The 25,430-nt window shown below is 43.1% G+C and carries 43 protein-coding genes; 5 read left to right on the forward strand and 38 right to left on the reverse strand.

The window, feature by feature from the left end; translation table 11 throughout:
• Positions 1 to 274: 274 nt before the first annotated feature.
• Positions 275 to 820 carry a gamma carbonic anhydrase family protein gene (locus tag LG003_RS19680; RefSeq protein ID WP_112879457.1) on the forward strand — a complete coding sequence of 182 codons (546 nt, stop codon included), beginning with the start codon at positions 275 to 277 and terminating at the stop codon, positions 818 to 820.
• Here LG003_RS19680 and LG003_RS19685 read toward each other — a convergent pair.
• The 5 genes from LG003_RS19685 to dprA form a co-directional block, all read right to left on the reverse strand.
• Complete coding sequence (locus LG003_RS19685) at positions 796 to 1,059, reverse strand: DUF1488 family protein (RefSeq protein WP_112879456.1); 264 nt, start codon at positions 1,057 to 1,059, stop codon at positions 796 to 798. The two genes, LG003_RS19680 and LG003_RS19685, sit on opposite strands and share 25 nt — an antisense overlap.
• The gene (gene aroE / locus LG003_RS19690; RefSeq protein WP_262981448.1) at positions 1,056 to 1,874 is read right to left on the reverse strand and encodes a shikimate dehydrogenase; all 819 of its coding nucleotides are present in this window, start codon (positions 1,872 to 1,874) and stop codon (positions 1,056 to 1,058) included. Before aroE ends, LG003_RS19685 begins: the two co-directional genes overlap by 4 nt.
• A 12-nt stretch (positions 1,875 to 1,886) precedes the next feature.
• The gene (tsaC, locus tag LG003_RS19695) at positions 1,887 to 2,456 is read right to left on the reverse strand and encodes an L-threonylcarbamoyladenylate synthase type 1 TsaC (protein WP_112879454.1); all 570 of its coding nucleotides are present in this window, start codon (positions 2,454 to 2,456) and stop codon (positions 1,887 to 1,889) included.
• Positions 2,457 to 2,469: 13 nt separating this feature from the next.
• On the reverse strand, positions 2,470 to 3,009 hold the full coding sequence (locus LG003_RS19700) for a topoisomerase DNA-binding C4 zinc finger domain-containing protein (RefSeq protein ID WP_112879453.1): 540 nt from the start codon (positions 3,007 to 3,009) through the stop codon (positions 2,470 to 2,472).
• A gap of 64 nt (positions 3,010 to 3,073) precedes the next feature.
• Positions 3,074 to 4,159: a DNA-protecting protein DprA gene (gene dprA, locus LG003_RS19705; RefSeq protein ID WP_112879452.1), complete on the reverse strand. Its 1,086-nt coding sequence runs from the start codon at positions 4,157 to 4,159 to the stop codon at positions 3,074 to 3,076.
• A gap of 133 nt (positions 4,160 to 4,292) precedes the next feature.
• Between dprA and def the strand changes: the two genes are divergently transcribed.
• The 4 genes from def to trkA all read left to right on the forward strand — a co-directional run bounded on the left by def (position 4,293) and on the right by trkA (position 8,570).
• Positions 4,293 to 4,805, forward strand: a complete 513-nt coding sequence (gene def, locus LG003_RS19710) for a peptide deformylase (protein ID WP_112879451.1) — start codon at positions 4,293 to 4,295, stop codon at positions 4,803 to 4,805.
• Positions 4,806 to 4,829: 24 nt separating this feature from the next.
• Positions 4,830 to 5,777, forward strand: a complete 948-nt coding sequence (gene fmt / locus LG003_RS19715; RefSeq protein ID WP_262981449.1) for a methionyl-tRNA formyltransferase — start codon at positions 4,830 to 4,832, stop codon at positions 5,775 to 5,777.
• A 70-nt stretch (positions 5,778 to 5,847) separates the two neighbouring features.
• Positions 5,848 to 7,137, forward strand: a complete 1,290-nt coding sequence (gene rsmB, locus LG003_RS19720; protein ID WP_262981450.1) for a 16S rRNA (cytosine(967)-C(5))-methyltransferase RsmB — start codon at positions 5,848 to 5,850, stop codon at positions 7,135 to 7,137.
• Positions 7,138 to 7,193: 56 nt separating this feature from the next.
• Complete coding sequence (gene trkA, locus LG003_RS19725; protein ID WP_262981451.1) at positions 7,194 to 8,570, forward strand: Trk system potassium transporter TrkA; 1,377 nt, start codon at positions 7,194 to 7,196, stop codon at positions 8,568 to 8,570.
• A gap of 336 nt (positions 8,571 to 8,906) precedes the next feature.
• On the opposite strand, the gene LG003_RS19730 is transcribed toward trkA, so the two are convergent.
• The 33 genes from LG003_RS19730 to LG003_RS19890 all read right to left on the reverse strand — a co-directional run.
• The gene (locus LG003_RS19730) at positions 8,907 to 9,107 is read right to left on the reverse strand and encodes an alternative ribosome-rescue factor A (protein WP_011148769.1); all 201 of its coding nucleotides are present in this window, start codon (positions 9,105 to 9,107) and stop codon (positions 8,907 to 8,909) included.
• A gap of 121 nt (positions 9,108 to 9,228) precedes the next feature.
• Positions 9,229 to 9,645 carry a Zn(2+)-responsive transcriptional regulator gene (zntR, locus tag LG003_RS19735; protein ID WP_011148770.1) on the reverse strand — a complete coding sequence of 139 codons (417 nt, stop codon included), beginning with the start codon at positions 9,643 to 9,645 and terminating at the stop codon, positions 9,229 to 9,231.
• A gap of 134 nt (positions 9,646 to 9,779) precedes the next feature.
• The gene (gene rplQ / locus LG003_RS19740; RefSeq protein WP_112879447.1) at positions 9,780 to 10,172 is read right to left on the reverse strand and encodes a 50S ribosomal protein L17; all 393 of its coding nucleotides are present in this window, start codon (positions 10,170 to 10,172) and stop codon (positions 9,780 to 9,782) included.
• 40 nt (positions 10,173 to 10,212) lie between these two features.
• The gene (locus tag LG003_RS19745) at positions 10,213 to 11,202 is read right to left on the reverse strand and encodes a DNA-directed RNA polymerase subunit alpha (RefSeq protein ID WP_112879446.1); all 990 of its coding nucleotides are present in this window, start codon (positions 11,200 to 11,202) and stop codon (positions 10,213 to 10,215) included.
• Positions 11,203 to 11,227: 25 nt separating this feature from the next.
• Complete coding sequence (rpsD, locus tag LG003_RS19750) at positions 11,228 to 11,848, reverse strand: 30S ribosomal protein S4 (protein ID WP_011148773.1); 621 nt, start codon at positions 11,846 to 11,848, stop codon at positions 11,228 to 11,230.
• Between the two features lie 37 nt (positions 11,849 to 11,885).
• Positions 11,886 to 12,275 carry a 30S ribosomal protein S11 gene (gene rpsK, locus LG003_RS19755; RefSeq protein ID WP_002919257.1) on the reverse strand — a complete coding sequence of 130 codons (390 nt, stop codon included), beginning with the start codon at positions 12,273 to 12,275 and terminating at the stop codon, positions 11,886 to 11,888.
• Between the two features lie 15 nt (positions 12,276 to 12,290).
• Positions 12,291 to 12,647 (reverse strand): 30S ribosomal protein S13, encoded by a 357-nt coding sequence (gene rpsM / locus LG003_RS19760; RefSeq protein ID WP_011148774.1) that lies wholly within the window; start codon positions 12,645 to 12,647, stop codon positions 12,291 to 12,293.
• Positions 12,648 to 12,796: 149 nt separating this feature from the next.
• A complete protein-coding gene (gene rpmJ / locus LG003_RS19765) occupies positions 12,797 to 12,913 on the reverse strand; it encodes a 50S ribosomal protein L36 (RefSeq protein ID WP_012768118.1) in 117 nt (38 codons plus the stop codon).
• A gap of 32 nt (positions 12,914 to 12,945) precedes the next feature.
• Positions 12,946 to 14,277 carry a preprotein translocase subunit SecY gene (gene secY, locus LG003_RS19770; protein ID WP_011148775.1) on the reverse strand — a complete coding sequence of 444 codons (1,332 nt, stop codon included), beginning with the start codon at positions 14,275 to 14,277 and terminating at the stop codon, positions 12,946 to 12,948.
• Between the two features lie 7 nt (positions 14,278 to 14,284).
• Positions 14,285 to 14,719 (reverse strand): 50S ribosomal protein L15, encoded by a 435-nt coding sequence (rplO, locus tag LG003_RS19775; protein WP_112879445.1) that lies wholly within the window; start codon positions 14,717 to 14,719, stop codon positions 14,285 to 14,287.
• A 3-nt stretch (positions 14,720 to 14,722) separates the two neighbouring features.
• Positions 14,723 to 14,902 carry a 50S ribosomal protein L30 gene (gene rpmD / locus LG003_RS19780; RefSeq protein WP_011148777.1) on the reverse strand — a complete coding sequence of 60 codons (180 nt, stop codon included), beginning with the start codon at positions 14,900 to 14,902 and terminating at the stop codon, positions 14,723 to 14,725.
• 5 nt (positions 14,903 to 14,907) lie between these two features.
• A complete protein-coding gene (gene rpsE, locus LG003_RS19785) occupies positions 14,908 to 15,408 on the reverse strand; it encodes a 30S ribosomal protein S5 (RefSeq protein WP_011148778.1) in 501 nt (166 codons plus the stop codon).
• A 14-nt stretch (positions 15,409 to 15,422) separates the two neighbouring features.
• Entirely contained in the window at positions 15,423 to 15,776 is a 354-nt protein-coding gene (gene rplR, locus LG003_RS19790; protein ID WP_011148779.1) for a 50S ribosomal protein L18, read from the reverse strand.
• Between the two features lie 9 nt (positions 15,777 to 15,785).
• Positions 15,786 to 16,319, reverse strand: a complete 534-nt coding sequence (rplF, locus tag LG003_RS19795; protein ID WP_112879444.1) for a 50S ribosomal protein L6 — start codon at positions 16,317 to 16,319, stop codon at positions 15,786 to 15,788.
• A gap of 14 nt (positions 16,320 to 16,333) precedes the next feature.
• Positions 16,334 to 16,726, reverse strand: coding sequence for a 30S ribosomal protein S8 (gene rpsH, locus LG003_RS19800; protein WP_011148781.1), 393 nt, complete (start codon positions 16,724 to 16,726; stop codon positions 16,334 to 16,336).
• Between the two features lie 33 nt (positions 16,727 to 16,759).
• On the reverse strand, positions 16,760 to 17,065 hold the full coding sequence (rpsN, locus tag LG003_RS19805; protein ID WP_112879443.1) for a 30S ribosomal protein S14: 306 nt from the start codon (positions 17,063 to 17,065) through the stop codon (positions 16,760 to 16,762).
• Between the two features lie 12 nt (positions 17,066 to 17,077).
• Positions 17,078 to 17,617, reverse strand: coding sequence for a 50S ribosomal protein L5 (gene rplE, locus LG003_RS19810; protein ID WP_011148783.1), 540 nt, complete (start codon positions 17,615 to 17,617; stop codon positions 17,078 to 17,080).
• A gap of 14 nt (positions 17,618 to 17,631) precedes the next feature.
• The gene (gene rplX / locus LG003_RS19815) at positions 17,632 to 17,946 is read right to left on the reverse strand and encodes a 50S ribosomal protein L24 (protein ID WP_036781887.1); all 315 of its coding nucleotides are present in this window, start codon (positions 17,944 to 17,946) and stop codon (positions 17,632 to 17,634) included.
• 10 nt (positions 17,947 to 17,956) lie between these two features.
• On the reverse strand, positions 17,957 to 18,328 hold the full coding sequence (rplN, locus tag LG003_RS19820; RefSeq protein ID WP_036781889.1) for a 50S ribosomal protein L14: 372 nt from the start codon (positions 18,326 to 18,328) through the stop codon (positions 17,957 to 17,959).
• 179 nt (positions 18,329 to 18,507) lie between these two features.
• A complete protein-coding gene (rpsQ, locus tag LG003_RS19825; RefSeq protein ID WP_011148786.1) occupies positions 18,508 to 18,762 on the reverse strand; it encodes a 30S ribosomal protein S17 in 255 nt (84 codons plus the stop codon).
• Complete coding sequence (gene rpmC / locus LG003_RS19830; RefSeq protein ID WP_010847484.1) at positions 18,762 to 18,953, reverse strand: 50S ribosomal protein L29; 192 nt, start codon at positions 18,951 to 18,953, stop codon at positions 18,762 to 18,764. Before rpmC ends, rpsQ begins: the two co-directional genes overlap by 1 nt.
• Positions 18,953 to 19,363, reverse strand: a complete 411-nt coding sequence (rplP, locus tag LG003_RS19835) for a 50S ribosomal protein L16 (protein WP_011148788.1) — start codon at positions 19,361 to 19,363, stop codon at positions 18,953 to 18,955. Before rplP ends, rpmC begins: the two co-directional genes overlap by 1 nt.
• A 12-nt stretch (positions 19,364 to 19,375) precedes the next feature.
• The gene (gene rpsC, locus LG003_RS19840; RefSeq protein WP_112879442.1) at positions 19,376 to 20,077 is read right to left on the reverse strand and encodes a 30S ribosomal protein S3; all 702 of its coding nucleotides are present in this window, start codon (positions 20,075 to 20,077) and stop codon (positions 19,376 to 19,378) included.
• Between the two features lie 17 nt (positions 20,078 to 20,094).
• Entirely contained in the window at positions 20,095 to 20,427 is a 333-nt protein-coding gene (gene rplV / locus LG003_RS19845; protein WP_011148790.1) for a 50S ribosomal protein L22, read from the reverse strand.
• Between the two features lie 14 nt (positions 20,428 to 20,441).
• Complete coding sequence (rpsS, locus tag LG003_RS19850; RefSeq protein ID WP_011148791.1) at positions 20,442 to 20,720, reverse strand: 30S ribosomal protein S19; 279 nt, start codon at positions 20,718 to 20,720, stop codon at positions 20,442 to 20,444.
• Between the two features lie 14 nt (positions 20,721 to 20,734).
• The gene (gene rplB, locus LG003_RS19855) at positions 20,735 to 21,559 is read right to left on the reverse strand and encodes a 50S ribosomal protein L2 (RefSeq protein ID WP_112879441.1); all 825 of its coding nucleotides are present in this window, start codon (positions 21,557 to 21,559) and stop codon (positions 20,735 to 20,737) included.
• A gap of 19 nt (positions 21,560 to 21,578) precedes the next feature.
• Entirely contained in the window at positions 21,579 to 21,881 is a 303-nt protein-coding gene (rplW, locus tag LG003_RS19860) for a 50S ribosomal protein L23 (RefSeq protein ID WP_021322796.1), read from the reverse strand.
• A complete protein-coding gene (gene rplD, locus LG003_RS19865) occupies positions 21,878 to 22,483 on the reverse strand; it encodes a 50S ribosomal protein L4 (RefSeq protein WP_011148794.1) in 606 nt (201 codons plus the stop codon). Before rplD ends, rplW begins: the two co-directional genes overlap by 4 nt.
• Before the next feature lie 16 nt (positions 22,484 to 22,499).
• Entirely contained in the window at positions 22,500 to 23,129 is a 630-nt protein-coding gene (rplC, locus tag LG003_RS19870; RefSeq protein WP_112879440.1) for a 50S ribosomal protein L3, read from the reverse strand.
• Between the two features lie 32 nt (positions 23,130 to 23,161).
• Positions 23,162 to 23,473, reverse strand: a complete 312-nt coding sequence (rpsJ, locus tag LG003_RS19875; RefSeq protein ID WP_112879439.1) for a 30S ribosomal protein S10 — start codon at positions 23,471 to 23,473, stop codon at positions 23,162 to 23,164.
• 302 nt (positions 23,474 to 23,775) lie between these two features.
• Entirely contained in the window at positions 23,776 to 24,252 is a 477-nt protein-coding gene (gene bfr, locus LG003_RS19880) for a bacterioferritin (protein WP_112879438.1), read from the reverse strand.
• A 76-nt stretch (positions 24,253 to 24,328) separates the two neighbouring features.
• Complete coding sequence (gene bfd, locus LG003_RS19885; RefSeq protein ID WP_112879459.1) at positions 24,329 to 24,523, reverse strand: bacterioferritin-associated ferredoxin; 195 nt, start codon at positions 24,521 to 24,523, stop codon at positions 24,329 to 24,331.
• Positions 24,524 to 25,277: 754 nt separating this feature from the next.
• The coding region (locus LG003_RS19890; RefSeq protein ID WP_449301337.1) for an EF-Tu C-terminal domain-related protein at positions 25,278 to 25,430 on the reverse strand (153 nt) is incomplete at its 5' end.

Genomic DNA, 25,430 nt, shown 5'->3' on the forward strand with positions numbered 1-25,430 from the left:
CCCGCAGAGTCAAGCGCTTATTGTCGCTTCCTCTGCCCGACCTCACAATGTTTATCAGCGTTGTGTCGGTCAGTGGTGGCGCATTATAGGGAGCTCAGATTTTTATACAATACTTTTTTTTCACACCCACCATCAACAGGCGAATCCTTGTTCTTTTTGAGTAAATTTTCGACCATCATAGCCCTATTCAACAAGTTTCTTTCATTGCATACTGGTATTTTCCTCACTAAAATCTTATTTAAAGTAAATCTCCATTTTTTCATCAGAGGTATACATGTCCGAAACGTTACGCAGTTACCTTGATATTCAGCCCAAAGTTGGTCAGAACGTTATGCTAGATTCATCTAGTGTAATCATTGGTGATGTTAGACTTGCTGATGATGTCAGTATATGGCCTTTAGTTGTCATCCGTGGGGACGTTAATTATGTATCTATTGGTACACGTACTAACATTCAAGATGGCTCTATATTACATGTGACACACAAAACAACAGACAATCCTGATGGTTTTCCTTTAATTGTGGGAGATGATGTCACTATCGGGCATAAAGTTATACTTCATGGCTGCACTATCGGTAATCAAGTACTCATCGGTATGGGCTCCATCCTACTTGATGGTTCAGTGATTGAAGATAACGTTATTATTGGCGCAGGCAGCCTAGTAGCCCCAGGCAAGATATTAGAAAGTGGGTACCTTTATATTGGCAGCCCTGCCCGCCAGGTCAGAAAACTAAAACCCGAAGAATTAAAAGGACTATGTTATTCAGCAGGCCATTACGTTAGCTTGAAAAATAACTATTTGCAGGAAGGTAATATGTAACGTCCCAAATGATCATCATCCTCGTTATTAATTACTAATTCGAATTCCTCTTCTATATCCCAACGATTTTGTCGAAAAAGGCTTAGTGGATGATGATCTTCCGTCCCATAACGGTATAAAAGCTCCTTGGCACTTATAACACATTGAACCAATAATCCATTTACCAATGCGGGAAAAACGACTATCTGCTCTTGCTCACTCCACTCTTCTCTATCAGGAAATTGGATAGATTGATTCACGAATGTAACTCCTGTTCCAATGTTAGCAACACAGGTGAAATTTCAGGCAATACACCATGCCATAATTTAAATGAATGAGCAGCTTGCCCCACTAACATCCCCAGCCCATCCGCATAACGAGAAACACCATGCTTCTTGGCAAAGGAAATAAAGGGCGTCAAATCAGCCTGGTAAAACATATCATAACAGACACAATTCTCATTAAACATGAATGGAGATATAGTAGGAATCTCACCATTAATACCAGATGCAGTCGCATTGATAATGAGATCAAACTCAGGACTATTAAGTGCTTTCATCTCAACAGGCCAAATATTACCTATTGCCGAAAAATTATTAGCAACCTGTATAGCGCGACTAAACGTGCGGTTTGTAATTGTAATTTTACAACCAAATTCTAATAATGGAAATAAAACACCTCTGGCAGCGCCACCAGCTCCAATGATTAAAATATGTTGTCCTTGAGTGATAAACCCAAGTCGCATCAAATCTGTTAATAACCCTATACCATCCGTGTTATCACCAATCAATTGATTATTATTAAGTAATTTCAAAGTATTAACTGCCCCGCTGAGTCTTGCCCGTTCAGTCAACTCATTTGCCCGAATAAATGCCTGCTCTTTAAATGGCACAGTAATATTGGCTCCTATACCTCCCTGTTTAAGAAATGTATCCAATGCCTCTTGAAATTTACTTATCGGCACCAGAATTTTCCCATAACGATGCTCAATACCTGTCTGTCTAGCAAATAACTGATGGATACGCGGAGATTTACTATGCGCAACAGGATTACCAAAGACAGCAAATTGATCCATATTTATCTCCCCTTATCCTTGACGATAAAGCTCACCAGTTAAAGCATCCCGAATTTCTGAAGGGTTTTTCCGACCTCCAACACCTCCGTTTAATATAGGAAGCTTATCTCCAAACTGTTGTCTAACTTCTTCTGCTGTTCTGCATGGTTCAAGGCCATTCAAATTTGCACTGGTCGACACCAATGGTTTCCCATAAAAAGTACATAACTGTTTCACCAAAGGATGATCACTAACTCTGACAGCCAAGGTAGTGAATTGCCCTGTCAACCACTTAGGTGCACTGAATTTGGCAGGAATCACCCAGGTTACAGGCCCTGGCCAACAAGCAAACATAGCTTTTTTTTGCTCTTCTGTCAGAAGTTTATCATCAAGATATGGTTGTAATTGTTCATAATTATCTGCGATAAGAATCAACCCTTTCTGCCAAGGACGCTTCTTTAATATAAGCAGTTCATTTACTGCTTTTTCACTATCAGGATCACATCCAAGTCCAAAAACAGCTTCAGTCGGATAGGCAATCACTTTTTCTGCTTTTAATGCAGTTAATACATTCTCAAATGCAGGTGATGCTTCATTGCTCATTTTATTACTCTGCTTAATTTATTTGCCGTTTTCCACACAACTTACTGGCACAAAATAACTTTATACCTTGTGATGTACGTTTTTCCACCAACAACGAATAAGAACAAAACTCACATTTCCCCTCAATTGGCTTATTATTTAATACAAACTGGCAATTAGGGTAACGGTTACACGCATGGAAAATTTTTCCGAAACGTGATTTCCTTTGGAGTAGTTGTCCTTGTTTACATTGCGGACAGGATATTAACGTCTCATCCGGTTTATCAATTAGTTCTGTATGTTCGCATTCAGGATAACGACTACAGCCAATGAACATTCCATAACGCCCTTGGCACAAAATCAAATTGACTCCACACGCGGGACATAGCTGCCCTTCAAGTTCTTTTACCACATGACCATCACTTTGCCCTTTTAATGGACGAATATATTGACATGATGGATAACCAGAACATCCAAGAAATGGGCCATGGATACCATTACGCATAACCAACACAGAACCACATTCAGGGCAATATTTAGTTTCATCAGTGGAGAAAGGAACCATTTTTACCATACTATTTTCACTCAAAAACTCATTCTCATATGACGTTGAACAGGACTCTGGAAATTCAGTTAATTTAACTCACACGCACATAACCACCAGCAACCATAGTCACCTTACCCAGTAATTCCAGCTCAAGGAGCTTTGTCATGACCTCAGTTATAGGCAATGAAGAACGCTGAGCAATAATATCAACAGGTGTTACTTCAGCGCCTACGTTAACTAGCACATCAGTAAATGGCAACTCAGTTTGCTCAAACTGCGGTTTGATTTCTTCCTCCGCTCTTTCCATATTCAACCATTGTAATGAACTGTAAACATGTTCCACAATATCCATTGCATTTGTAGCTAAATATGCACCTTGTTTTATTAACCAGTGATTGCCTTCGCTCACTGAACTCCCCAAAAGCCCTGGTAATGCAAATACATCTCTTCCTTGCTCAAGAGCACAGCGAGCAGTAATTAACGAGCCACTATTTTGGCCTGCTTCTACAACAATCACTGCTGAGCTTAATCCACTGATAATCCGATTTCTTTTAGGAAAGTTTTTTGCACGTGGTGGAGTATCCGGAAAAAACTCAGAAACAAGAGCACCATTCTCCTCAATTTGCTTTGCTAATGATCCGTGTCTATGAGGATAAATCTGACCAAGCCCACTACCTAATACAGCTACTGTTTTACCTCCACTATCCAATGCAGCTCGGTGACAAATACCATCAATACCGATAGCTAAACCACTAGCAATAACTAACTCATATCCAACTAGTTCACTTGCAAAAATTCTTCCCCATTTCTCACCATAATAGCTTGCTGTCCTGCTCCCTACCATCGCCACCTGCTTCTTTAAAAGAATATCTGGTTTTCCTGCCACAAAAAGCACAAGCGGAGGGGTATGTATCTGCTTTAATAGAGGTGGATACGAAGGGTGAGAATATGTCAATAAATGGTGCTCTGGCTGTTCCAACCACTTAAGGCATGAAGCTAATAAGATTTTATTTACTTTAGTAAATTGCAGACATTGTGCTGGCGATAATCCACTATCTTTCAACACAGTGAGATAACGACTCCCGGAATATAATAATTTTTCTGCAACATTTGCTGCTCTCTCTGTTGCCAAATGAGAAATCATCTTCATTCGCAACCATACTTCCATAGCTTCCATGTTGTCATCCTAGCTAAGATTGACGGACAAAACTAAACTGCTCAATTAGCAATCGATACTGTCAATCTAAACGGGAAATGTCTAGAATAGACATAGAATACCATTAACATTTTGGATGCAGATCTAAACATATATGTCAGTATTACAAGTATTACATTACCCAGACGAGCGGCTTCGCACTATTGCAACGCCTGTTGAAACAGTTGATGCAGAGATTCAACGTATCATTGATGATATGTTTGAAACTATGTATGCAGAAGAAGGTATCGGTTTGGCAGCAACACAAGTTGATATTCATCAGCGTATTGTTGTTATTGACGTATCAGAAACACGTAATGAGCGTCTCGTTCTGATCAACCCAGAATTACTGGAAAAAAGTGGTGAAACGGGGATCGAAGAGGGCTGTTTGTCTATTCCTGAACAACGAGCACTGGTGCCACGAGCCAAAAAAGTCAAAATTAAAGCCCTAGATTACAATGGCCAACCATTTGAATTACAAGCTGATGGCTTACTCGCAATTTGTATTCAGCATGAGATGGACCACTTAATTGGTAAACTTTTTGTGGATTACTTATCTCCACTGAAACGCCAACGTATACGCCAGAAAGTAGAAAAACTGGATAAACAAAAAGCCCGAACCAAGTAAATTATATTAATACAGGAAATAAACGTGTCTGATTCTTTACGTATTGTTTTTGCTGGAACACCTGATTTTGCAGCACGCCATCTAGAGGCTTTGTTAATGTCTCCGCATGAGGTGGTTGGCGTTCTAACTCAACCAGATAGACCGGCAGGAAGAGGTAAAAAACTGACACCCAGTCCTGTAAAGGTACTGGCAGAGGAACGTAACATCACCGTTTTTCAGCCAGCTACTTTACGCTCAGAAGAAAACCAACAATGGATTCTAAAACAACAACCTGATGTTCTCATCGTTGTTGCCTATGGATTGATCCTTCCCAAGGTCGTTTTAAATATTCCAGAATTAGGTTGCCTAAACGTACATGGTTCCCTACTACCACGTTGGCGAGGTGCAGCCCCTATTCAACGCTCACTTTGGGCCGGTGATACAGAAACAGGCGTAACAATAATGCAAATGGATATAGGTCTTGACACTGGTGACATTCTATATAAAGCAAGCTGCCCTATTACACCTGAGGATACCAGTGCCAGTTTATACGAAAAACTGGCCAATATTGGGCCAGATGCGTTACTCAAAACATTATCATTAATAATATCAGGTAAAAGTCAACCTGAAACTCAAAACGAAAATTTGGTTACCTACGCTGAAAAACTAAGCAAAGAAGAAGCCCGTATAAATTGGGAACTATCTGCAGCCCACCTTGAACGTTGTATTCGCGCATTTAATCCCTGGCCCATGAGCTTTTTCGAGATGGAAGGACAACCTATTAAAGTTTGGAAAGCAGAAGCCATTGAAGAACAAACTTCGGTAGAACCAGGAACTGTATTAAAAGCAGACAAAGAAGGTATTTATATTGCTACTGCTGATGGAATTCTGAACATTACACAATTACAACCTGCCGGTAAAAAAGCAATGTCAGCAGCAAATCTACTTAATTCTAAACGTGAATGGTTTACGCTAGGCAATAAAATCAACTGAATACTATTTTATACTGTAAGCTCTCTCACAAACTTTCTCTTAATGCTGGCTTTTGTCAGCTCTTTTAACTATGAAAAACACATATAATCTGCGAAGTATCACCGCAAAAGCAATCAATCAAGTTCTGGATCAAGGACAATCTCTCAGTACAGTCTTACCCAAACTGCAACAAAATATAACTGATAAAGACAAACCCTTGTTACAGGAATTATCTTTCGGAGTGTTACGCGTATTACCACAGCTAGAGTGGATAATAGGTCAACTAATGGCAAAACCATTAAAAGGTAAACAACGTATTCTTCATTACCTGCTTATGGTTGGGATATACCAACTTGCCTATACTCGTATTCCAGCCCATGCCGCACTTGCTGAAACAGTAAACGGAGCCGTAACTCTGAAGCATTCTCAATTGAAAGGGTTAATTAATGGCGTTCTTCGCCAATTTCAGAGACAACAGCTACAGTTAATGGAATGTACACAAAATAATCCTAGCCACCACTTACACCCAGAATGGCTATTAACTCGAATCCAAAAAGCCTATCCACAACAATGGCAACAACTTATTTATGCTAATAATAAGAAACCCCCTATGTGGTTACGAGTTAATCGTATATACCATAGTCGGGATGAATATCTCACTCTTCTTCATAAATCAGGAATTGATGCAGAACCAGCGCCCGGATCACCTTCTGCTATCCGCATAATTTCCCCTTGCCCTGTAACAATATTACCTGGATTTGATAAAGGTTGGGTCACTGTCCAAGATTTATCCGCACAAGAGTGTGTCGAGTTACTAAAACCCATTAATGGAGAGAAAATTCTCGATCTTTGTGCAGCACCAGGAGGGAAAACAACATATATCCTCGAAATAGCACCAGAATCTCAAGTAGTAGCGGTAGATATTGATGAGCAAAGAATCAAACGAGTAAAAGAAAATCTCCAACGCCTTAACTGCCACGCTACAGTAAAAACCGGTGATGGACGCCACCCTGAACATTGGGCAGAAAACCTGCAATTCGACCGCATTCTTTTGGATGCACCGTGTTCAGCAACAGGAGTAATCCGTCGCCATCCTGATATCAAGTGGTTACGCCGCGAGGAAGATATTGCTCAATTAGTTCAATTGCAATCTGAGATTCTTGATGCAATCTGGCCATATTTAAAGAAAAACGGAACTCTAGTATATGCAACCTGTTCTATTCTACCAGATGAAAATTGCCAGCAAATCAGCTCGTTTTTAAAACGCCACTCAGATGCAAAACTCGCGGGAACAGAGACAAATGATTGTCTGGGAAAACAAATAATACCTGAGTTAAATGGTGGTGATGGTTTCTTTTACGCTCGATTAACTAAACAGTAATATATCTCTACAATTTATAGAGATAATTATTTGTTTGCAATAAGTTAGAAAATACTATGAAAATAATTATTCTTGGTGCTGGTCAAGTTGGCGGTACATTAGCTGAAAATCTGGTAGGTGAAAATAACGATATCACCATAGTCGATACTGATCCCAACCGTCTACACCAACTACAGGATAAATTCGATCTCAGAGTAGTCAATGGTCATGGTTCTTACCCCAGAGTATTAAGAGAAGCTGGTGCTGAAGATGCTGATATGTTAGTTGCTGTAACTAATTCTGACGAAACTAACATGATTGCATGCCAAATTGCTTATTCCTTATTCAACACCCCAAACAAAGTTGCGCGAATACGCGCAGCAGAATATATTCGTGAAGCAGATAAACTTTTTCTGCCTAATGATATTCCTATTGATTATCTTATTTCACCAGAACAACTTGTCATAGATTATATTTATAAACTAATTCAATATCCTGGTGCCTTACAAGTCGTTAACTTTGCCGAAGGCCGAGTAAGTATTGTTGCAGTAAAAGCTTATTATGGAGGCTCACTTGTAGGAAATGCACTTTCCTCACTTCGTGAGCACATGCCGCATATTAATACCAGAGTTGCAGCAATATTTCGTCAGGATCGACCAATAAGACCTCAAGGTTCTACAATTATTGAAGCCGGTGACGAAGTTTTCTTTGTAGCTGCATCACAACATATTCGTGCTGTAATGAGTGAGCTTCAACGTTTAGAAAAACCCTACAAACGTATTATGATTGTAGGTGGTGGTAATGTGGGAGCTGGTCTTGCACTACGTCTAGAAAAAGATTACAGGGTTAAATTAATTGAACGAAATCAGCAAAGAGCTATAGAACTAGCCGAATTATTACATGATACCATTGTTTTCTATGGGGATGCCTCCGATCAAGAGTTATTAGCTGAAGAACATATAGAACAAGTTGATGTATTTATTGCTCTAACCAACGATGACGAGGCAAATATCATGTCTGCAATGCTTGCCAAACGCATGGGTGCTAAAAAAGCCATGGTTCTCATTCAACGTGGTGCATATGTCGATTTAGTACAAGGTGGTGTCATTGATATTGCAATCTCTCCACAACAAGCGACGATTTCCGCTCTGCTAGGCCATGTTCGCAAAGCAGATATTGTAAGCGTTTCCTCATTACGTCGTGGAGTGGCCGAAGCTATCGAAGCGATTGCTCATGGGGATGAAAATACGTCAAAGGTTGTTGGTCGAACTATCGGTGATATTAAATTACCACCAGGCACTACAATTAGTGCAATAGCTCGCGGTGACGAAGTCATTATTGCTAGTGATTATAGTGTGATCGAACAAGGAGATCATGTAATTATGTTTATTACAGATAAGAAATTTGTCCCCGAAGTAGAGAAACTATTCCAGCCAAGCCCTTTTTTCCTTTAAAAGCCAAAGAAATCATTATACATCAGTCATATAATTCGAACACAATAACTGATACAACTTGGTATGTTTTAATTAGAAGAATGTCATGAAGCTTTTAAATCAGTTTATGAATTTACTATGAAAGGTAATTTTGACAATTTAGCTGCTGACGTCAGCATCGATATGATTTTAAAAGAACACCGTACCATCATTCACTATTTTTCTACACAATGAAACTAATACACAGATAATTTAGTAAAAGGAAATTGGAATTATATCAGATACTCCCAATTACCGAAACAAAATTATTATTAGAAATTCGTAGCTTACTGAAAAGTAGGAAATAGACCTATTAAACTAAAAGACCAGTAGTAAAGAATCTAATGACCCCTTACCACTGGTCTCCCAGCTACTTGCTTTGCTATGTTTTTCTTTCCTCTGGTAACTTCCTTTTCCTTTTTTATTTTTTTCAACTCGTTGTTTAAATAGTGGATCACGTAATAGAGCTTCTAGAGCATTATCCTTTATTACACCTTTCTTATGGTGATATGTAATCATCATATACCTCTATCATATTAATTTATCTACAAACATAGCGATTGTACTCTCTGAATTTTCAATAATAAAGAAAAATTTCTTATTTCTTATTTCTTATTTCTTATTTCTTATTTCTTATTTCTTATTTTTTATTTAAAGCACCTTGTTCTAAAGTTTCAAGAATAGAACAATAAATACTTATATGAGAACTACCACAGCAAGCATCACTTAACATCTTAAGTGAATCACGCATTTTTCGCATTTCAAGAAGTTTTTCCTCCACTTCCATTAACCTAGAATCTACAATTTGCTTTGACTCTTCACAAGTATGATGGGCTGGATCTACACGAATAGACAATAATTCTGTAATAGCTTCCAATGTAAACCCCAATTGCTTAGCATAGCGTATAAACCGAAGGCGCTGTAAATCTTGCTCTGTATAAAGTCTATACCCTCCTTCAGTACGGTTCTGATGTTCCATCATTCCTTGTTTTTCATAGAAGCGCACAGTATCAGGAGTTACATTCGCTAATTTAGCCAGTTGACCAATACGATACATCTTTATATCTCCTACAATAGATAACATTGTTCGAGATATCAGCATAGCAGGATGAAAAAAAATAAGTTAGAGATTCATATATGCAAGCGTAAAAAAACCGGGATAAACCCGGTTCTTTTATATGCCCCTACAGATTACTCCGTAGTCGCAACTTCTGTTTGAGGTTCAGTAGCACGGTCAACAAGCTCGATGTATGCCATCGGAGCATTGTCACCAGCACGGAAGCCACACTTAAGAATACGAGTGTAACCACCTGCGCGGTTCGCAAAACGCGGGCCCAGCTCATTAAACAGTTTTGCCACGATTTCGTTGTCACGAGTACGGGCGAATGCCAGACGACGATTAGCTACGCTGTCGATCTTGGCAAGAGTAATCAGCGGCTCAACGACACGACGCAGTTCTTTCGCTTTAGGCAGAGTCGTCTTGATGATTTCATGACGGACCAAAGAACCTGCCATATTGCGGAACATAGCTTGGCGATGGCTGCTGTTGCGGTTCAATTGACGACCACTCTTACGATGGCGCATGACCTTATCCTTCTCAGTAAAACCTTAACCTGTGATCTAGTTATTCATCAGCAATACTTGCTGGTGGCCAGTTTTCTAAGCGCATGCCCAGAGATAAGCCACGTGAAGCCAGTACGTCTTTGATCTCTGTAAGAGATTTTTTACCCAGGTTAGGTGTCTTAAGCAACTCAACCTCGGTACGCTGTACCAAATCACCGATGTAGTGGATAGTTTCTGCCTTAAGACAGTTAGCAGAGCGGACAGTCAATTCCAGATCGTCAACAGGGCGCAGCAGGATCGGATCAAACTCTGGCTTCTCCTCTTTTACTTCTGGCTGACGTACATCACGTAAATCAACAAAAGCTTCCAGCTGTTCAGCCAAAATAGTAGCTGCACGGCGAATCGCCTCTTCAGGATCGATTGTACCGTTAGTTTCCATCTCGATAACCAACTTGTCCAAATCGGTACGTTGTTCTACACGCGCTGCTTCAACATTGTAGGCAATACGCTCTACTGGGCTATAACAAGCGTCTACTAACAAACGACCAATAGGGCGCTCATCTTCTTCCGAATGAATCCGGGCAGAAGCCGGCACATAACCTCGACCACGCTGAACTTTAATGCGCATGCTTATAGAAGCAGTTTCGTCAGTCAGGTGGCAGATTACATGTTGCGGCTTGACGATTTCGACATCTCCGTCGTGGATAATGTCGGCTGCAGTCACAGGGCCAATGCCAGACTTATTCAAGGTAAGAATAACTTCATCTTTTCCCTGAACTCTTACCGCCAGCCCTTTCAGGTTGAGGAGAATCTCCAGGATATCTTCCTGTACACCTTCTTTGGTGCTGTACTCATGCAGTACACCATCAATCTCAACCTCAGTCACCGCACAACCCGGCATAGACGAAAGCAGAATACGGCGCAGTGCGTTACCAAGAGTATGGCCAAAACCACGCTCTAATGGCTCAAGGGTCACCTTGGCGTGCGTCGAACTGACTTGCTCGATATCAACCAGGCGCGGTTTTAGAAACTCTGTCACAGAACCCTGCATTGTGTCCTCTCTTTGGTGCTAAGCTTTACTTAGAGTAAAGCTCGACGATCAGGTGTTCGTTGATGTCAGCAGACAGATCGGCACGTTCTGGAATACGTTTGAACACACCTTCCATCTTCACAGCATCAACCTCCAACCAAGTTGGTTTCTCACGCTGCTCAGCCAGCTCTAAAGCCGCCTTGATACGAGACTGCTTTTTCGATTTTTCGCGAACGCTGACTACGTCATTCGGGGATACCTGATAAGAAGCGATGTTAACAACGCGGCCATTTACCATGATAGCCTTATGGCTTACCATTTGGCGTGATTCAGCACGAGTCGCCCCGAAACCCATACGGTAAACAACGTTGTCCAGACGACCTTCCAGCAAACTCAGCAGGTTTTCGCCTGTGTTGCCTTTCAGACGAGTTGCTTCTTTATAATAGTTACGGAATTGACGTTCTAGAACACCGTAAATACGACGAACTTTTTGTTTCTCACGTAACTGCACACCGTAGTCAGACAGACGCGGTTTACGTGCGCCATGCTGCCCAGGTGCTTGTTCTAATTTACACTTGGTGTCAATCGCGCGAACGCCAGACTTCAGGAATAGATCTGTACCCTCGCGACGGCTCAGCTTGAGCTTAGGACCCAAATATCTTGCCATTTTCTTTCTCCAATCGAACCTAAAAAAGTAAACGCTATTAAACGCGACGTTTTTTAGGTGGACGACAACCGTTATGAGGGATCGGAGTCACATCAGTAATGTTAGTAATGCGGAAACCTGCCGCATTTAACGCTCGAATAGTTGACTCGCGGCCAGGACCAGGTCCTTTAACCATAACTTCCAGGTTCTTAATTCCGTATTCTTTCACTGCTTCAGCACAGCGCTCTGCTGCAACCTGAGCTGCAAACGGAGTAGATTTACGAGAACCACGGAAACCGGAACCACCAGCAGTTGCCCAACCCAAGGCATTACCCTGGCGGTCAGTAATGGTCACGATGGTGTTGTTGAAAGAAGCATGGATATGAGCCACACCGTCAGAGACTTGCTTTCTTACACGCTTACGTGCACGAATAGGTGCTTTTGCCATTATACAATACCCCGATTATTTCTTGATCGGCTTACGTGGACCCTTACGGGTACGTGCGTTGGTCTTAGTACGCTGGCCGCGAACAGGTAGACCACGACGGTGACGTAAACCACGATAAGTACCAAGATCCATCAGACGTTTGATGCTCAGGGTTACTTCACGACGCAAATCGCCTTCTACAACGTATTTGGCAACTTCGTCACGCAGCTTATCAATTTGCTCTTCAGACAGCTCGCTGATCTTAACATGTTCAGCAATACCCGCCGCAGCACAAATGGCTTGGGAGCGAGTTTTACCAATTCCGTAGATCGATGTTAAAGCGATTACGGTATGCTTCTGATCAGGAATGTTAATGCCTGCTATACGGGCCACTATGCACTCCTAAATTATTTATTTACCGCAACACCATTCTGAAAAGCCCGTTTTCAGGATACTCAAATAGTGTTGCTGTGATATAAAAAAGATTGGCTGGCTAATTTAGCCAGCTCAAACCGACTTTGCAAGAAAAATATGCTATTTTATCAGCCTTGGCGTTGTTTATGCTTAGGCTCTGCACTACAAATCACGCGAACGATACCATTACGCTTAACGATTTTACAGTTACGACATAATTTCTTGACGGAAGCACGAACTTTCATTTTTACTCTCCGTAACTTCTCAAGCAAACCAATTAACGGTTATAACCTTTAAGATTTGCCTTCTTCAATGCAGACTCATACTGACTTGACATCATCAGAGTTTGCACTTGAGCCATAAAGTCCATGATGACTACAACTACAATAAGTAGCGAAGTACCGCCAAAATAAAATGGCACCTTCATCGCATCACGCATGAACTCCGGGATTAAGCAGATAAAAGTAATATACATCGCACCAACTAAAGTTAGGCGTGTCATTACCTTATCAATGTACTTGGCTGTTTGCTCTCCCGGACGAATTCCTGGTACAAATGCACCGGACTTCTTCAGGTTATCTGCTGTTTCTCTCGGGTTGAAAACCAACGCAGTATAGAAAAAACAGAAGAAGATGATTGCAGACGCGTAGAGTAACACATAAAGCGGTTGCCCAGGCTGCAAATACATTGAAATAGTAGTCAGCCAGTTCCAACCAGTTCCTCCCCCAAACCAGGAAGCTATGGTACCAGGGAACAGAATAATGCTGGAAGCAAAAATTGCAGGGATAACCCCAGCCATATTCACTTTCAACGGTAAATGTGTGCTCTGTGCAGCATAAACTCGGCGACCCTGTTGACGTTTTGCATAGTTAACAACGATACGTCGTTGGCCACGCTCCATGAAAACAACGAAGAAAGTTACTGCAAACACTAACACTGCAACCAACAGCAACAGGAGGAAGTGCAGATCGCCTTGCCGAGCTTGCTCAATGGTATGGCCAATGGCCGGCGGCAAACCCGCAACAATACCAGCAAAGATTATGATAGAGATACCGTTTCCAATACCACGCTCAGTAATCTGCTCACCCAACCACATTAGGAACATAGTCCCAGTAACTAGGCTCACAACAGCCGTGAAGTAGAAAGCAAACCCTGGATTGATCACCAGCCCTTGCATTCCTGGCATATTCGGCAAACCAGTAGCAATACCGATTGACTGGAATATAGCCAGCACTAAAGTACCATAGCGAGTATACTGGCTAATCTTACGACGACCAGCTTCCCCTTCCTTCTTAATCTCTGCCAACGTTGGATGAACCACCGTCAACAACTGAATAATAATAGACGCAGAAATATACGGCATTATCCCCAGTGCAAAGATAGAAGCACGACTTAAAGCACCACCAGAGAACATGTTAAACATTTCAATGATGGTGCCCCTTTGCTGTTCGAGCAATTTGGCAAGCACAGTGGCATCAATACCAGGGATAGGAATAAAAGAACCAATACGGAAAACAATTAACGCGCCAATAACAAACAACAGCCTACGTTTCAGCTCGCCTAGTCCACCTTTAGCACTTTGGAAATCTAATCCTGGTTGTTTAGCCATCTGTTACTTATTCCTCAATTTTACCGCCAGCAGCTTCAATTGCAGCACGAGCGCCCTTAGTAACACGAAGGCCACGCACAGTTACTGCACGATTGATTTCGCCAGAAAGAATAACTTTCGCAAATTCAATTTGAGTGCCAACAATGTTAGCTGCTTTCAATGCGTTCAGATCGATAATATCGCCTTCAACGGCAGCAAAATCAGACAAACGAACTTCTGCTGTGACCATCGCCTTACGTGAAGTAAAGCCAAATTTTGGCAAACGACGGTACAAAGGCATCTGACCACCTTCAAAACCGCGACGTACGCCACCGCCAGAACGAGACTTCTGACCCTTGTGACCACGGCCACCGGTTTTACCCAGGCCAGAACCAATACCACGACCTACACGTTTAGGCGCATGCTTGGAACCATCAGCCGGAGACAGAGTATTTAAGCGCATCTGTTACTCCTCAACTTTAACCATATAGGAAACCAAGTTGATCATACCACGTATAGCAGGAGTATCTTCACGCTCTACTGTATGACCGATACGGCGCAGACCTAAGCCAACCAAAGTTGCCTTATGTTTAGGCAGACGGCCAATTGAACTGCGAATCTGTGTTACTTTAATAGTCTTAGCCATGGCCATTACCCCAGAATTTCTTCGACGGATTTACCACGCTTAGCTGCGACCATTTCTGGAGACTTCATGCTGTCTAAAGCATCCAGAGTTGCACGAACCACATTAATAGGGTTGGTGGAACCATAGGTTTTAGCCAGTACGTTACGAACACCAGCCACCTCCAAAACAGCACGCATAGCACCGCCTGCGATGATACCAGTACCTTCGTGAGCAGGCTGCATGAACACACGGGAACCAGTGTGTGCACCTTTTACTGGGTGATATAAAGTGCCGCTGTTCAATGCGACGGTTTTCATATTGCGACGGGCTTTTTCCATCGCTTTCTGGATTGCTGCCGGAACTTCGCGTGCTTTGCCGTAGCCAAAACCAACGCGACCATTACCATCACCTACAACAGTCAGTGCGGTAAAGCTGAAAATCCGGCCACCTTTTACGGTTTTAGATACGCGATTTACCGCAATCAGCTTTTCCTGCAGTTCGCCAGCTTGTTTTTCGATGTGAGCCATCTTACACCTCTACCTTAGAACTGAAGGCCAGCTTCACGGGCAGCATCTGCCAGTGCCTGGACTCGACCATGATATTGGAAACCAGAGCGGTCAAAGGATACATCTTTAATACCTTTTTCCAATGCACGTTCAGCAATTGCCTTGCCAACTGCTGCTGCTGCTTCTTTATTTCCAGTGTATTTCAGTTGTTCATTGATAGCTTTTTCTGTAGTAGAAGCTGCCACCAAAGTTTCAGAACCGTTTGGTGCGATAACCTGCGCATAAATATGGCGAGGGGTACGATGTACCACCAGGCGAGTTGCACCCAGTTCCTGGAGCTTGCGGCGTGCGCGGGTCGCACGACGGATACGAGCTGCTTTCTTATCCATAGTGTTACCTTACTTCTTCTTAGCCTCTTTGATACGCACGACTTCGTCGGCGTAACGAACACCCTTACCTTTATAAGGCTCAGGACGACGATAGGCACGCAGTTCTGCCGCAACCTGACCGATTACCTGTTTATCAGCACCCTTTAGTACGATTTCAGTTTGTGACGGACATTCTGCAGTAATGCCTGCTGGCAGTTCGTGGTCAACTGGATGTGAGAAGCCCAGAGACATGTTGATAACATTGCCTTTGACTGCTGCACGATAACCAACACCTACCAGTTGAAGCTTCTTAGTGAAGCCTTCGGTAACACCGATAACCATAGCATTCAGCAAAGAACGAGTTGTACCCGCCTGTGCCCAACCATCAACATAACCATCGCGTGGAGCGAAGGTCAGTTGATTATCTGCATGCTTAACTTCAACTGCGCTGTGGATTGTACGACTCAACTCGCCGTTTTTACCCTTAATCGAAATAACCTGACCGTCGAGTTTTACCTCTACGTCGGTAGGAATAACGACGGGTGCTTTTGCAACACGAGACATTCTTTCCTCCCGAATTAAGCTACGTAGCAGAGAATCTCGCCACCAAGACCAGCTTGGCGAGCTGCACGATCAGTCATTACACCTTTAGAGGTAGAAACAACAGCGATACCCAAACCAGCCATAACTTGTGGCAGCTCATCTTTTTTCTTATAGATGCGCAGACTTGGTCGGCTTACACGCTGAATACTTTCTACAACAGCCTTGCCCTGGAAGTATTTCAGTACTAATTCCAGCTCTGGCTTGGTGTCGCCTTCAATTTTATAATCTTCAATATAACCTTCTTCCTTCAGCACCTTGGCAATTGCCACTTTCAGCTTGGAGGAAGGCATGGTGACCGCAACTTTATTCGCGGCCTGACCGTTACGGATACGGGTCAGCATATCCGCGATGGGATCTTGCATGCTCATCTGTCTTTACTCCCGTGATTCAATTGGTGACAATTACCAGCTAGCCTTTTTAAGGCCCGGAATTTCACCGCGCATGGCGGCTTCACGGACTTTAATACGGCTCAACCCAAACTTCCGCAAAAACGCATGCGGACGACCAGTTTGGCGGCAGCGGTTACGCTGACGAGAAGGGCTGGAATCACGTGGCAGTGTTTGCAGCTTAAGAACAGCACTCCAACGCTCTTCATCAGATGCATTCACATCAGAAATGACAGCTTTCAATTCTACACGTTTAGTGAAGAATTTTTCAGCTAATTTCGCACGTTTTACATCACGTGCTTTCATTGATTGCTTAGCCATGAATACCCTGCCTTACTTGCGGAACGGGAAGTTAAAAGCAGCCAACAGTGCGCGGCCTTCATCATCAGATTTCGCAGTTGTGGTGATAGTAATATCCAGACCACGAACACGATCCACTTTATCGTAATCGATTTCAGGGAAGATGATTTGCTCACGTACACCCATGCTGTAATTGCCACGACCATCAAATGACTTAGCAGACAAACCACGGAAGTCACGAATACGAGGTACAGCAATAGAAATCAGGCGCTCAAGAAACTCCCACATACGTTCACCACGCAGGGTCACTTTACAGCCGATTGGATAGCCCTGACGGATTTTGAAGCCTGCAACTGATTTGCGCGCTTTGGTGATCAATGGTTTTTGACCAGAGATTGCTGCCAGATCCGCTGCTGCATTATCCAGCAGTTTCTTATCAGCAATTGCTTCACCAACACCCATGTTCAGGGTGATCTTCTCGACCCGAGGGACTTGCATGACAGAATTGTAGCCAAACTGAGTCATCAGTTTTTGGACTACCTCGTCTTTGTAGTAATCATGCAGTTTCGCCATCGTATTACTCCAAATTACTTGATAGTTTCGCTGTTAGATTTAAAGAAACGAACTTTTTTTCCGTCTTCAAATCTAAAACCTACACGGTCAGCCTTACCGGTTGCCGCATTGAAGATCGCAACGTTTGAAACCTGGATTGCAGCTTCTTTTTCAACGATGCCACCTGGCTGGTTCAGAGCCGGAACAGGCTTCTGATGCTTTTTAACCAAGTTGATACCTTCAACAATGACTTTCCCAGTAGAAAGAACCTGTTTTACTTTACCGCGCTTACCTTTATCTTTTCCAGTCAACACGATAACTTCGTCATCACGACGGATTTTCGCTGCCATTGTCCGCTCCTTAGAGTACTTCTGGTGCCAGGGAGATAATTTTCATGAACTTTTCATTACGAAGTTCACGAGTTACCGGCCCAAAAATACGCGTACCGATAACTTGCTCACTTGTGTTGTTTAACAACACGCAAGCATTGCCATCGAAGCGAATGACAGAACCGTCAGGGCGACGAACACCCTTCTTGGTGCGCACCACTACCGCTTTCAGGACATCACCTTTTTTCACTTTACCACGAGGAATTGCTTCCTTGATGGTGACTTTTATGATGTCGCCGACGTGTGCATAGCGACGGTGCGAGCCACCCAGAACCTTGATACACATTACGCGACGTGCACCGGAGTTGTCGGCCACGTTCAGCATAGTCTGTTCTTGGATCATTTTAGTGCTCCGCTAAATGTCAACTACTACTGAGCCCACTTCACTACTATAATTTAATATGAAGAGGCCGTTCAGATACCCCATATCACGAGGGCGCGGCATTATAACACCACATCTCAGATATAGATAGAAAAAATAAACGGCCCATAGCCTGAGCCGTTTACTCTATTCGAGCCAGCTTACAGAATCGCTTTCTCTACAACGCGAACTAAAGTCCAAGATTTAGTTTTGGACAGTGGACGGGTTTCGCGGATTTCCACCACATCACCAATACCACATTCATTGTTCTCGTCATGTACATGCAGTTTAGTCGTACGTTTGATGAATTTACCATACAGAGGGTGTTTCACCTTACGCTCAATAGCAACAACAATAGATTTCTCCATTTTGTCACTTACAACACGACCTTGCAAAGTACGGATTTTATCGGTCATTACGCACCCGCCTTCTCAGTCAATAAAGTCTTAACGCGTGCGATATTACGACGCACTTGTTTCAACAGATGAGACTGTTGTAGCTGGCCACTTGCAGCCTGCATGCGCAGGTTAAATTGTTCACGCAGCAAATTCAGCAGCTCAGTGTTCAGCTCTTCAACGCTTTTTTCGCGCAGCTCTTGTGCTTTCATTACATCACCGTCTTAGTTACAAAGGTGGTCTTGATAGGCAGTTTCGCTGCTGCCAGCTTGAATGCTTCACGAGCCAGCTCTTCAGGCACACCATCCATTTCATAAAGGACTTTACCAGGCTGGATCAAGGCAACCCAATATTCTACGTTACCTTTACCTTTACCCATACGCACTTCGAGTGGCTTTTCAGTGATAGGTTTGTCTGGAAATACACGTATCCAGATTTTACCTTGACGTTTAATTGCACGGGTCATAGCACGACGTGCCGCTTCAATCTGACGTGCCGTCAGACGGCCACGGCCCACAGCTTTCAGACCGAAAGTGCCGAAGCTAACATCCGCACCTGCTGCCAGGCCACGGTTACGGCCTTTGTGCATTTTACGGAATTTCGTACGCTTTGGTTGTAACATCAGCGACTCTCCTTACTTGCGGCCTTTGCGCTGCTGCTTTTTAGGTTGTGCAGCCGGTTTTTCCGCCTGTTCAACAGCAGCCATACCACCCAAGATCTCACCTTTGAAGATCCATACCTTAACGCCGAGTACACCATAAGTGGTGTGCGCTTCTGAAGTGTTGTAGTCGATATCTGCACGCAGTGTGTGCAACGGTACACGACCTTCACGATACCATTCAGTACGCGCGATTTCAGCACCGCCTAAACGGCCACTGACTTCCACTTTAATGCCTTTAGCGCCTAGACGCATCGCATTCTGGACTGCACGCTTCATAGCACGACGGAACATAACACGACGTTCCAGCTGTGAAGTAATACTGTCAGCAACCAGTTTCGCGTCCAGTTCAGGCTTACGCACTTCAGAGATATTAATTTGCGCAGGAACACCAGCGATTTCCGCTACAGTTTTACGCAGTTTTTCTACGTCTTCACCTTTCTTACCGATTACGATACCTGGGCGAGCAGTGTGAATAGTTACACGAATACTTTTAGCAGGACGTTCAATAACAATGCGTGAAATAGACGCTTTTGCCAGTTCTTTCTTCAAGTACTGGCGAACTTTAAAATCGCTGTCTAGGTTGTCAGCGAATTCTTTAGTATTCGCATACCAAGTAGAGTTCCAAGGTTTGACAATACCCAGGCGAATACCATTAGGATGTACTTTCTGACCCATTGCTAGTCTCCAGAGTCTCAGCGATCGGACACAACCACAGTAATGTGGCTGCTGCGCTTCAGGATGCGATCTGCACGACCTTTTGCACGAGGCATAATACGCTTCATAGTCGGGCCTTCGTCTACGAAAATCTTCGTGACCTTCAGATCATCAATGTCAGCACCATCGTTGTGTTCTGCATTAGCAATAGCAGACTCAAGTACTTTCTTCACTAAACCAGCAGCTTTCTTATTGGTATAGGTCAGAGTTTCCAGAGCTTGCGACACTTTCTTACCGCGAATCAGGTCAGCTACAAGGCGAACCTTCTGAGCAGAAGAACGAGCGTGGCGATGTTTAGCGATAGTTTCCATCTCTTCCTCCTACCTTAGCGCTTTTTAGCCTTTTTATCGGCCGCATGGCCGCGATAAGTACGGGTCGGTGCGAATTCACCTAGTTTATGACCAACCATTTCGTCGGAAACAAAAACTGGTACATGCTGACGACCATTATGGACAGCGATGGTCAAACCGATCATGTTAGGAAAGATCGTTGAACGACGGGACCAAGTCTTAATAGGCTTTTTGTCTCCGCTTTCCACCGCTTTCTCTACCTTCTTCAGCAAGTGCAGGTCAATAAATGGACCTTTCTTGAGAGAACGTGGCATGGTTTATCCTCTAATTATTTTTTAGTACGGCGACGTACGATGAACTGATCAGTACGTTTATTACTACGGGTCTTCTTACCTTTAGTTTGAACACCCCAAGGAGTTACAGGATGTTTACCAAAGTTACGACCTTCACCACCACCATGTGGGTGATCTACCGGGTTCATCGCCGTACCACGAACGGTAGGACGAATACCACGCCAGCGACTTGCACCAGCTTTACCCAGAACACGTAGCATATGTTCTGCATTACCAACCTCACCTAAAGTGGCGCGGCAGTCAGACAGAACTTTACGCATTTCACCAGAACGCAGACGCAAAGTTACATAAGAACCATCACGGGCAACGATCTGAACGTATGCACCAGCGGAACGAGCCAACTGACCACCTTTACCCGGTTTCATTTCTACGTTATGTACGGTAGAACCAACAGGGATATTGCGCATTGGCAATGCGTTACCAGTTTTGATAGCTGCGTCAACACCAGATTGAATCTGATCACCAGCTTTCAGCCCTTTAGGTGCAAGGATATAACGACGTTCACCATCTTTATACAAAACCAAGGCGATATTTGCTGAACGATTTGGATCATATTCCAAGCGCTCAACTACAGCAGGGATACCATCTTTATTACGTTTAAAGTCAATCAAACGATAGTGCTGCTTGTGGCCACCACCAATGTGACGAGTGGTAATACGGCCATTGTTGTTACGACCACCGGTTTTGCTGCTTTTTTCCAGCAATGGAGCATAAGGTTTACCCTTATGCAGCTCAGGGTTAACCACTTTAACAACGTGGCGACGGCCCGGAGACGTAGGTTTACATTTAACAATTGCCATTGTTCTTTACTCCTCCGACTTACTCTGCACCACCGATGAAGTCCATATTCTGGCCTTCCTTCAGTGTGACGTAAGCTTTTTTCCAGTCGCTACGACGACCAATACGCTGACCGTGGCGTTTAGTTTTGCCTTTTACCAGCAAAGTGTTAACACCTTCAACTTCGACTTCAAACAGTTTCTGCACAGCAGCTTTGATTTCTGCTTTAGTCGCGTCTTTCGCAACTTTGAGAACGATGGTGTTGCTTTTCTCCATCGCTGTAGAAGCTTTTTCAGATACGTGCGGTGCGCGCAGTACTTTCAGCAGACGTTCTTCACGGATCATGCCAGCATCTCCTCAACTTGCTTCACAGCATCAGCAGTCATAACCACTTTATCGAAGGCGATCAAGCTCACTGGATCAATACCAGCTACATCACGAACATCAACCTTGTACAGGTTGCGAGCTGCTAAGAACAAATTCTCATCAACTTCATTAGTGATAATCAGCACATCTTCCAGCGCCATCTCTTTCAGTTTCTGAACCAGAAGCTTGGTTTTAGGCGCTTCTACAGAAAACTTCTCGACAACGATCAAACGATCTTGACGTACCAATTCAGACAGGATGCTTTTTAAAGCACCACGGTACATTTTCTTATTAACTTTTTGACTGTGGTCCTGTGGCTTAGCTGCGAAAGTTACGCCACCAGAGCGCCAAATTGGGCTCTTAATAGAACCAGAGCGTGCACGGCCAGTGCCTTTCTGACGCCATGGTTTTTTACCTGAACCAGAAACTTCAGCACGGGTTTTCTGAGCACGAGTACCTTGACGTGCACCAGCTGCGTAAGCAACAACTACTTGATGCACAAGCGCTTCATTGAAATCACGCCCGAAGGTAGTTTCGGAAACAGTCAGCGCGCCTTGCGCGTCTTTCATTACCAATTCCATTCCTATCTCCTCGACGTTACGCCTTGACAGCCGGTTTTACGATCAGGTTGCCGCCAGTTGAACCTGGAACAGCACCTTTGACCAGCAGCAGGTTGCGCTCAGCGTCAACACGTACTACATCCAGGCTTTGAACAGTTACGCGTTCATTACCCAGCTGGCCTGCCATTTTCTTGCCTTTAAATACCTTGCCCGGAGTTTGGTTCTGACCGATAGAACCCGGAACACGATGAGACAAAGAGTTACCGTGGCTAGCATCTTGGGTACGGAAGTTCCAGCGCTTAACAGTACCAGCAAAACCTTTACCTTTAGATGTACCAGTAACGTCGACTTTCTTAACGTCAGCGAAAATCTCAACGCTAATGCTTTGACCTACAGCATATTCTTCGCCTTCAGACAGACGGAATTCACGCAGGATACGGCCAGCTTCAACGCCAGCTTTAGCGAAATGACCTGCTTCAGGTTTGTTTACACGGTTAGCTTTTTTGCTACCAGTAGTAACCTGAATTGCACGATAACCATCGTTATCCAGATCTTTAACCTGAGTAACTCGGTTATCTTCAATTTCGATAACAGTTACAGGGATCGAAACGCCATCTTCAGTGAAGATACGAGTCATACCCACTTTTTTACCGACTAAACCAATCATTGTTTCAACCTCTTAATCGTTCAATGACCTGATTAACCCAGGCTGATCTGCACGTCTACACCGGCAGCCAGATCCAGACGCATCAGAGCATCAACGGTTTTCTCGGTTGGCTCAACGATGTCAACCAGACGCTTATGAGTGCGAATTTCGTACTGATCACGCGCATCTTTATTAACATGCGGAGAAATTAGAACGGTAAAACGCTCTTTATGAGTCGGCAGCGGGATCGGACCACGAACCTGCGCACCAGTACGCTTAGCGGTCTCGACAATTTCCGCAGTTGATTGATCGATCAGACGATGATCAAATGCTTTCAGGCGAATACGGATTCTTTGGTTCTGCATGAGACCAGAGCTCCAACTATTTTATAAACGTAAATAATTACTACTCGAGCCCATTTCGATTGATGGGAGAGTGTAATCGTTCAATATATAACCCCCATATCGGGGGTATTTTAAATGGGCAGTAAAAAACACTGCGCATTTACTGGCTAACAAACCAGACTTACACGTAAGTAAGACCGCATATTATACACAAATCAATTAACAAAGCAAGATACAGATGAAGATTTGTCCGGAGTAAAATTAAAGGGGCATGAAACAAAATGCCCTAACTTAACAGATAGGGCATTTTTCCGTAACTATAACTATTCTCCTTCAAGGATCTGTGCTTGAGTGTAATTTTGAATCCCCATACGTTCAATTAATTCAAATTGAGTTTCCAGCCAATCAATATGCTTTTCTTCTTCATCTAGAATATCGATCATTAAATCACGGCTAACATAGTCATGAATCGAATCAGCATAAGCAATCGCTTCTTTCAAATCTTTAGCTCCTTGCAATTCGAGCTGCAAGTCAGATTTGAGCATTTCTTCGATATCTTCTCCGATGTTAAGTTTTCCTAGATCCTGCAAATTAGGAATCCCTTCAAGAAAAAGGATACGTTCAATGTACCTATCGGCGTGCTTCATTTCATCGATAGATTCATGATATTCCTTATCATTAAGTCGAGTAAGACCCCAGTTTTTGAACATCCGGGCGTGCAGAAAATACTGATTAATTGCAACAAGCTCATTTCCAAGAAGTTTGTTCAAATGAACAATCATTTTTTTATCACCTTTCATAGCTTACCCCTCCGCTTCCAGTACTTAAAGTGTAGTACCTATTCAACAGAGTAGTAGTAAACTTACTTCTTTTTTATCAAGCAACGTTACCTATCTTGGGTAGCTGTGCAATCTCCTCATTAATTAGCTCTCTAGCTTGGCGTATGCATTTGCCACAATCACGGCCTACAGGCACAATACGTTTTAGTTCTTTAATAGAGTGAATATGATGTTGACGCACCGCATTACGTATTGTTTTGTCACTCACCGCATTACATAGGCAGACATACATAAATAACACTCTCTGGTACACATTATAGCGCATATTAAATAATAATGAGTCTCATTTCAATAATCATTCGCATTTTAATTTTCTGATTCAGGTTCTTCCAAATATTCTTTTAGCCTTGTCAAATAGAGGTAGTTCTCTCATTTCTATAATACTTTGGCTAGGAAGGCTTTTATCTCTATCAGGAACTTTCTTAAACTTATTCCATCCTAAGACTATCTCCTACATCAGCAATTTGTTCCAGAACTGATAGCTAGACAGAACAACCCACTTAAGATATTACGGGATATAGAATTCACATACTTAGTTGTACGAAAACGAACATGCTATGCCGTAATCTTTTCAGGGGTATCCCCTCTTTCTGTTAGAACATACCAACAGAGGCAGAACAAGCATGGGTTAGATATTACTACCTGTATGTAAAAGAAAATATGACTTATCTAAGTCTGAAGACAAATACTTATTTGGAAAAATCATGAGTTATCACTAACGTATTCTATAGATGAATGATGTATATATACTCTAAGAATATCCTGATAAAACAGCTAAATGACGCTTCCAGGAACAAACGATCAAAATCAAAAATTTAAAACACGAAGAGACAACCCAACGGGGTGGTTCATACAGAGAATTTAAGGAAGGATGATATAAATTAAAATACTCACTAACAGACACCTAATGTAGCACACCAGGCGTCTGTTCTAAAACAAGACAGAATGCAAACCTATTCTAGAGTTGGGTACTTAATTATTAGCTATTAAGCGATAACTTTAGCAACAACACCAGCACCTACTGTACGGCCACCTTCACGGATAGCGAAGCGCAGACCCTGGTCCATTGCGATTGGGGCAATCAAGGTAACTTTCATCTGAATGTTATCACCTGGCATCACCATTTCCACGCCTTCTGG

The organism is Photorhabdus kleinii (assembly GCF_025384885.1).
In the GTDB taxonomy this organism is placed as follows: Bacteria; Pseudomonadota; Gammaproteobacteria; order Enterobacterales; family Enterobacteriaceae; genus Photorhabdus; species Photorhabdus kayaii.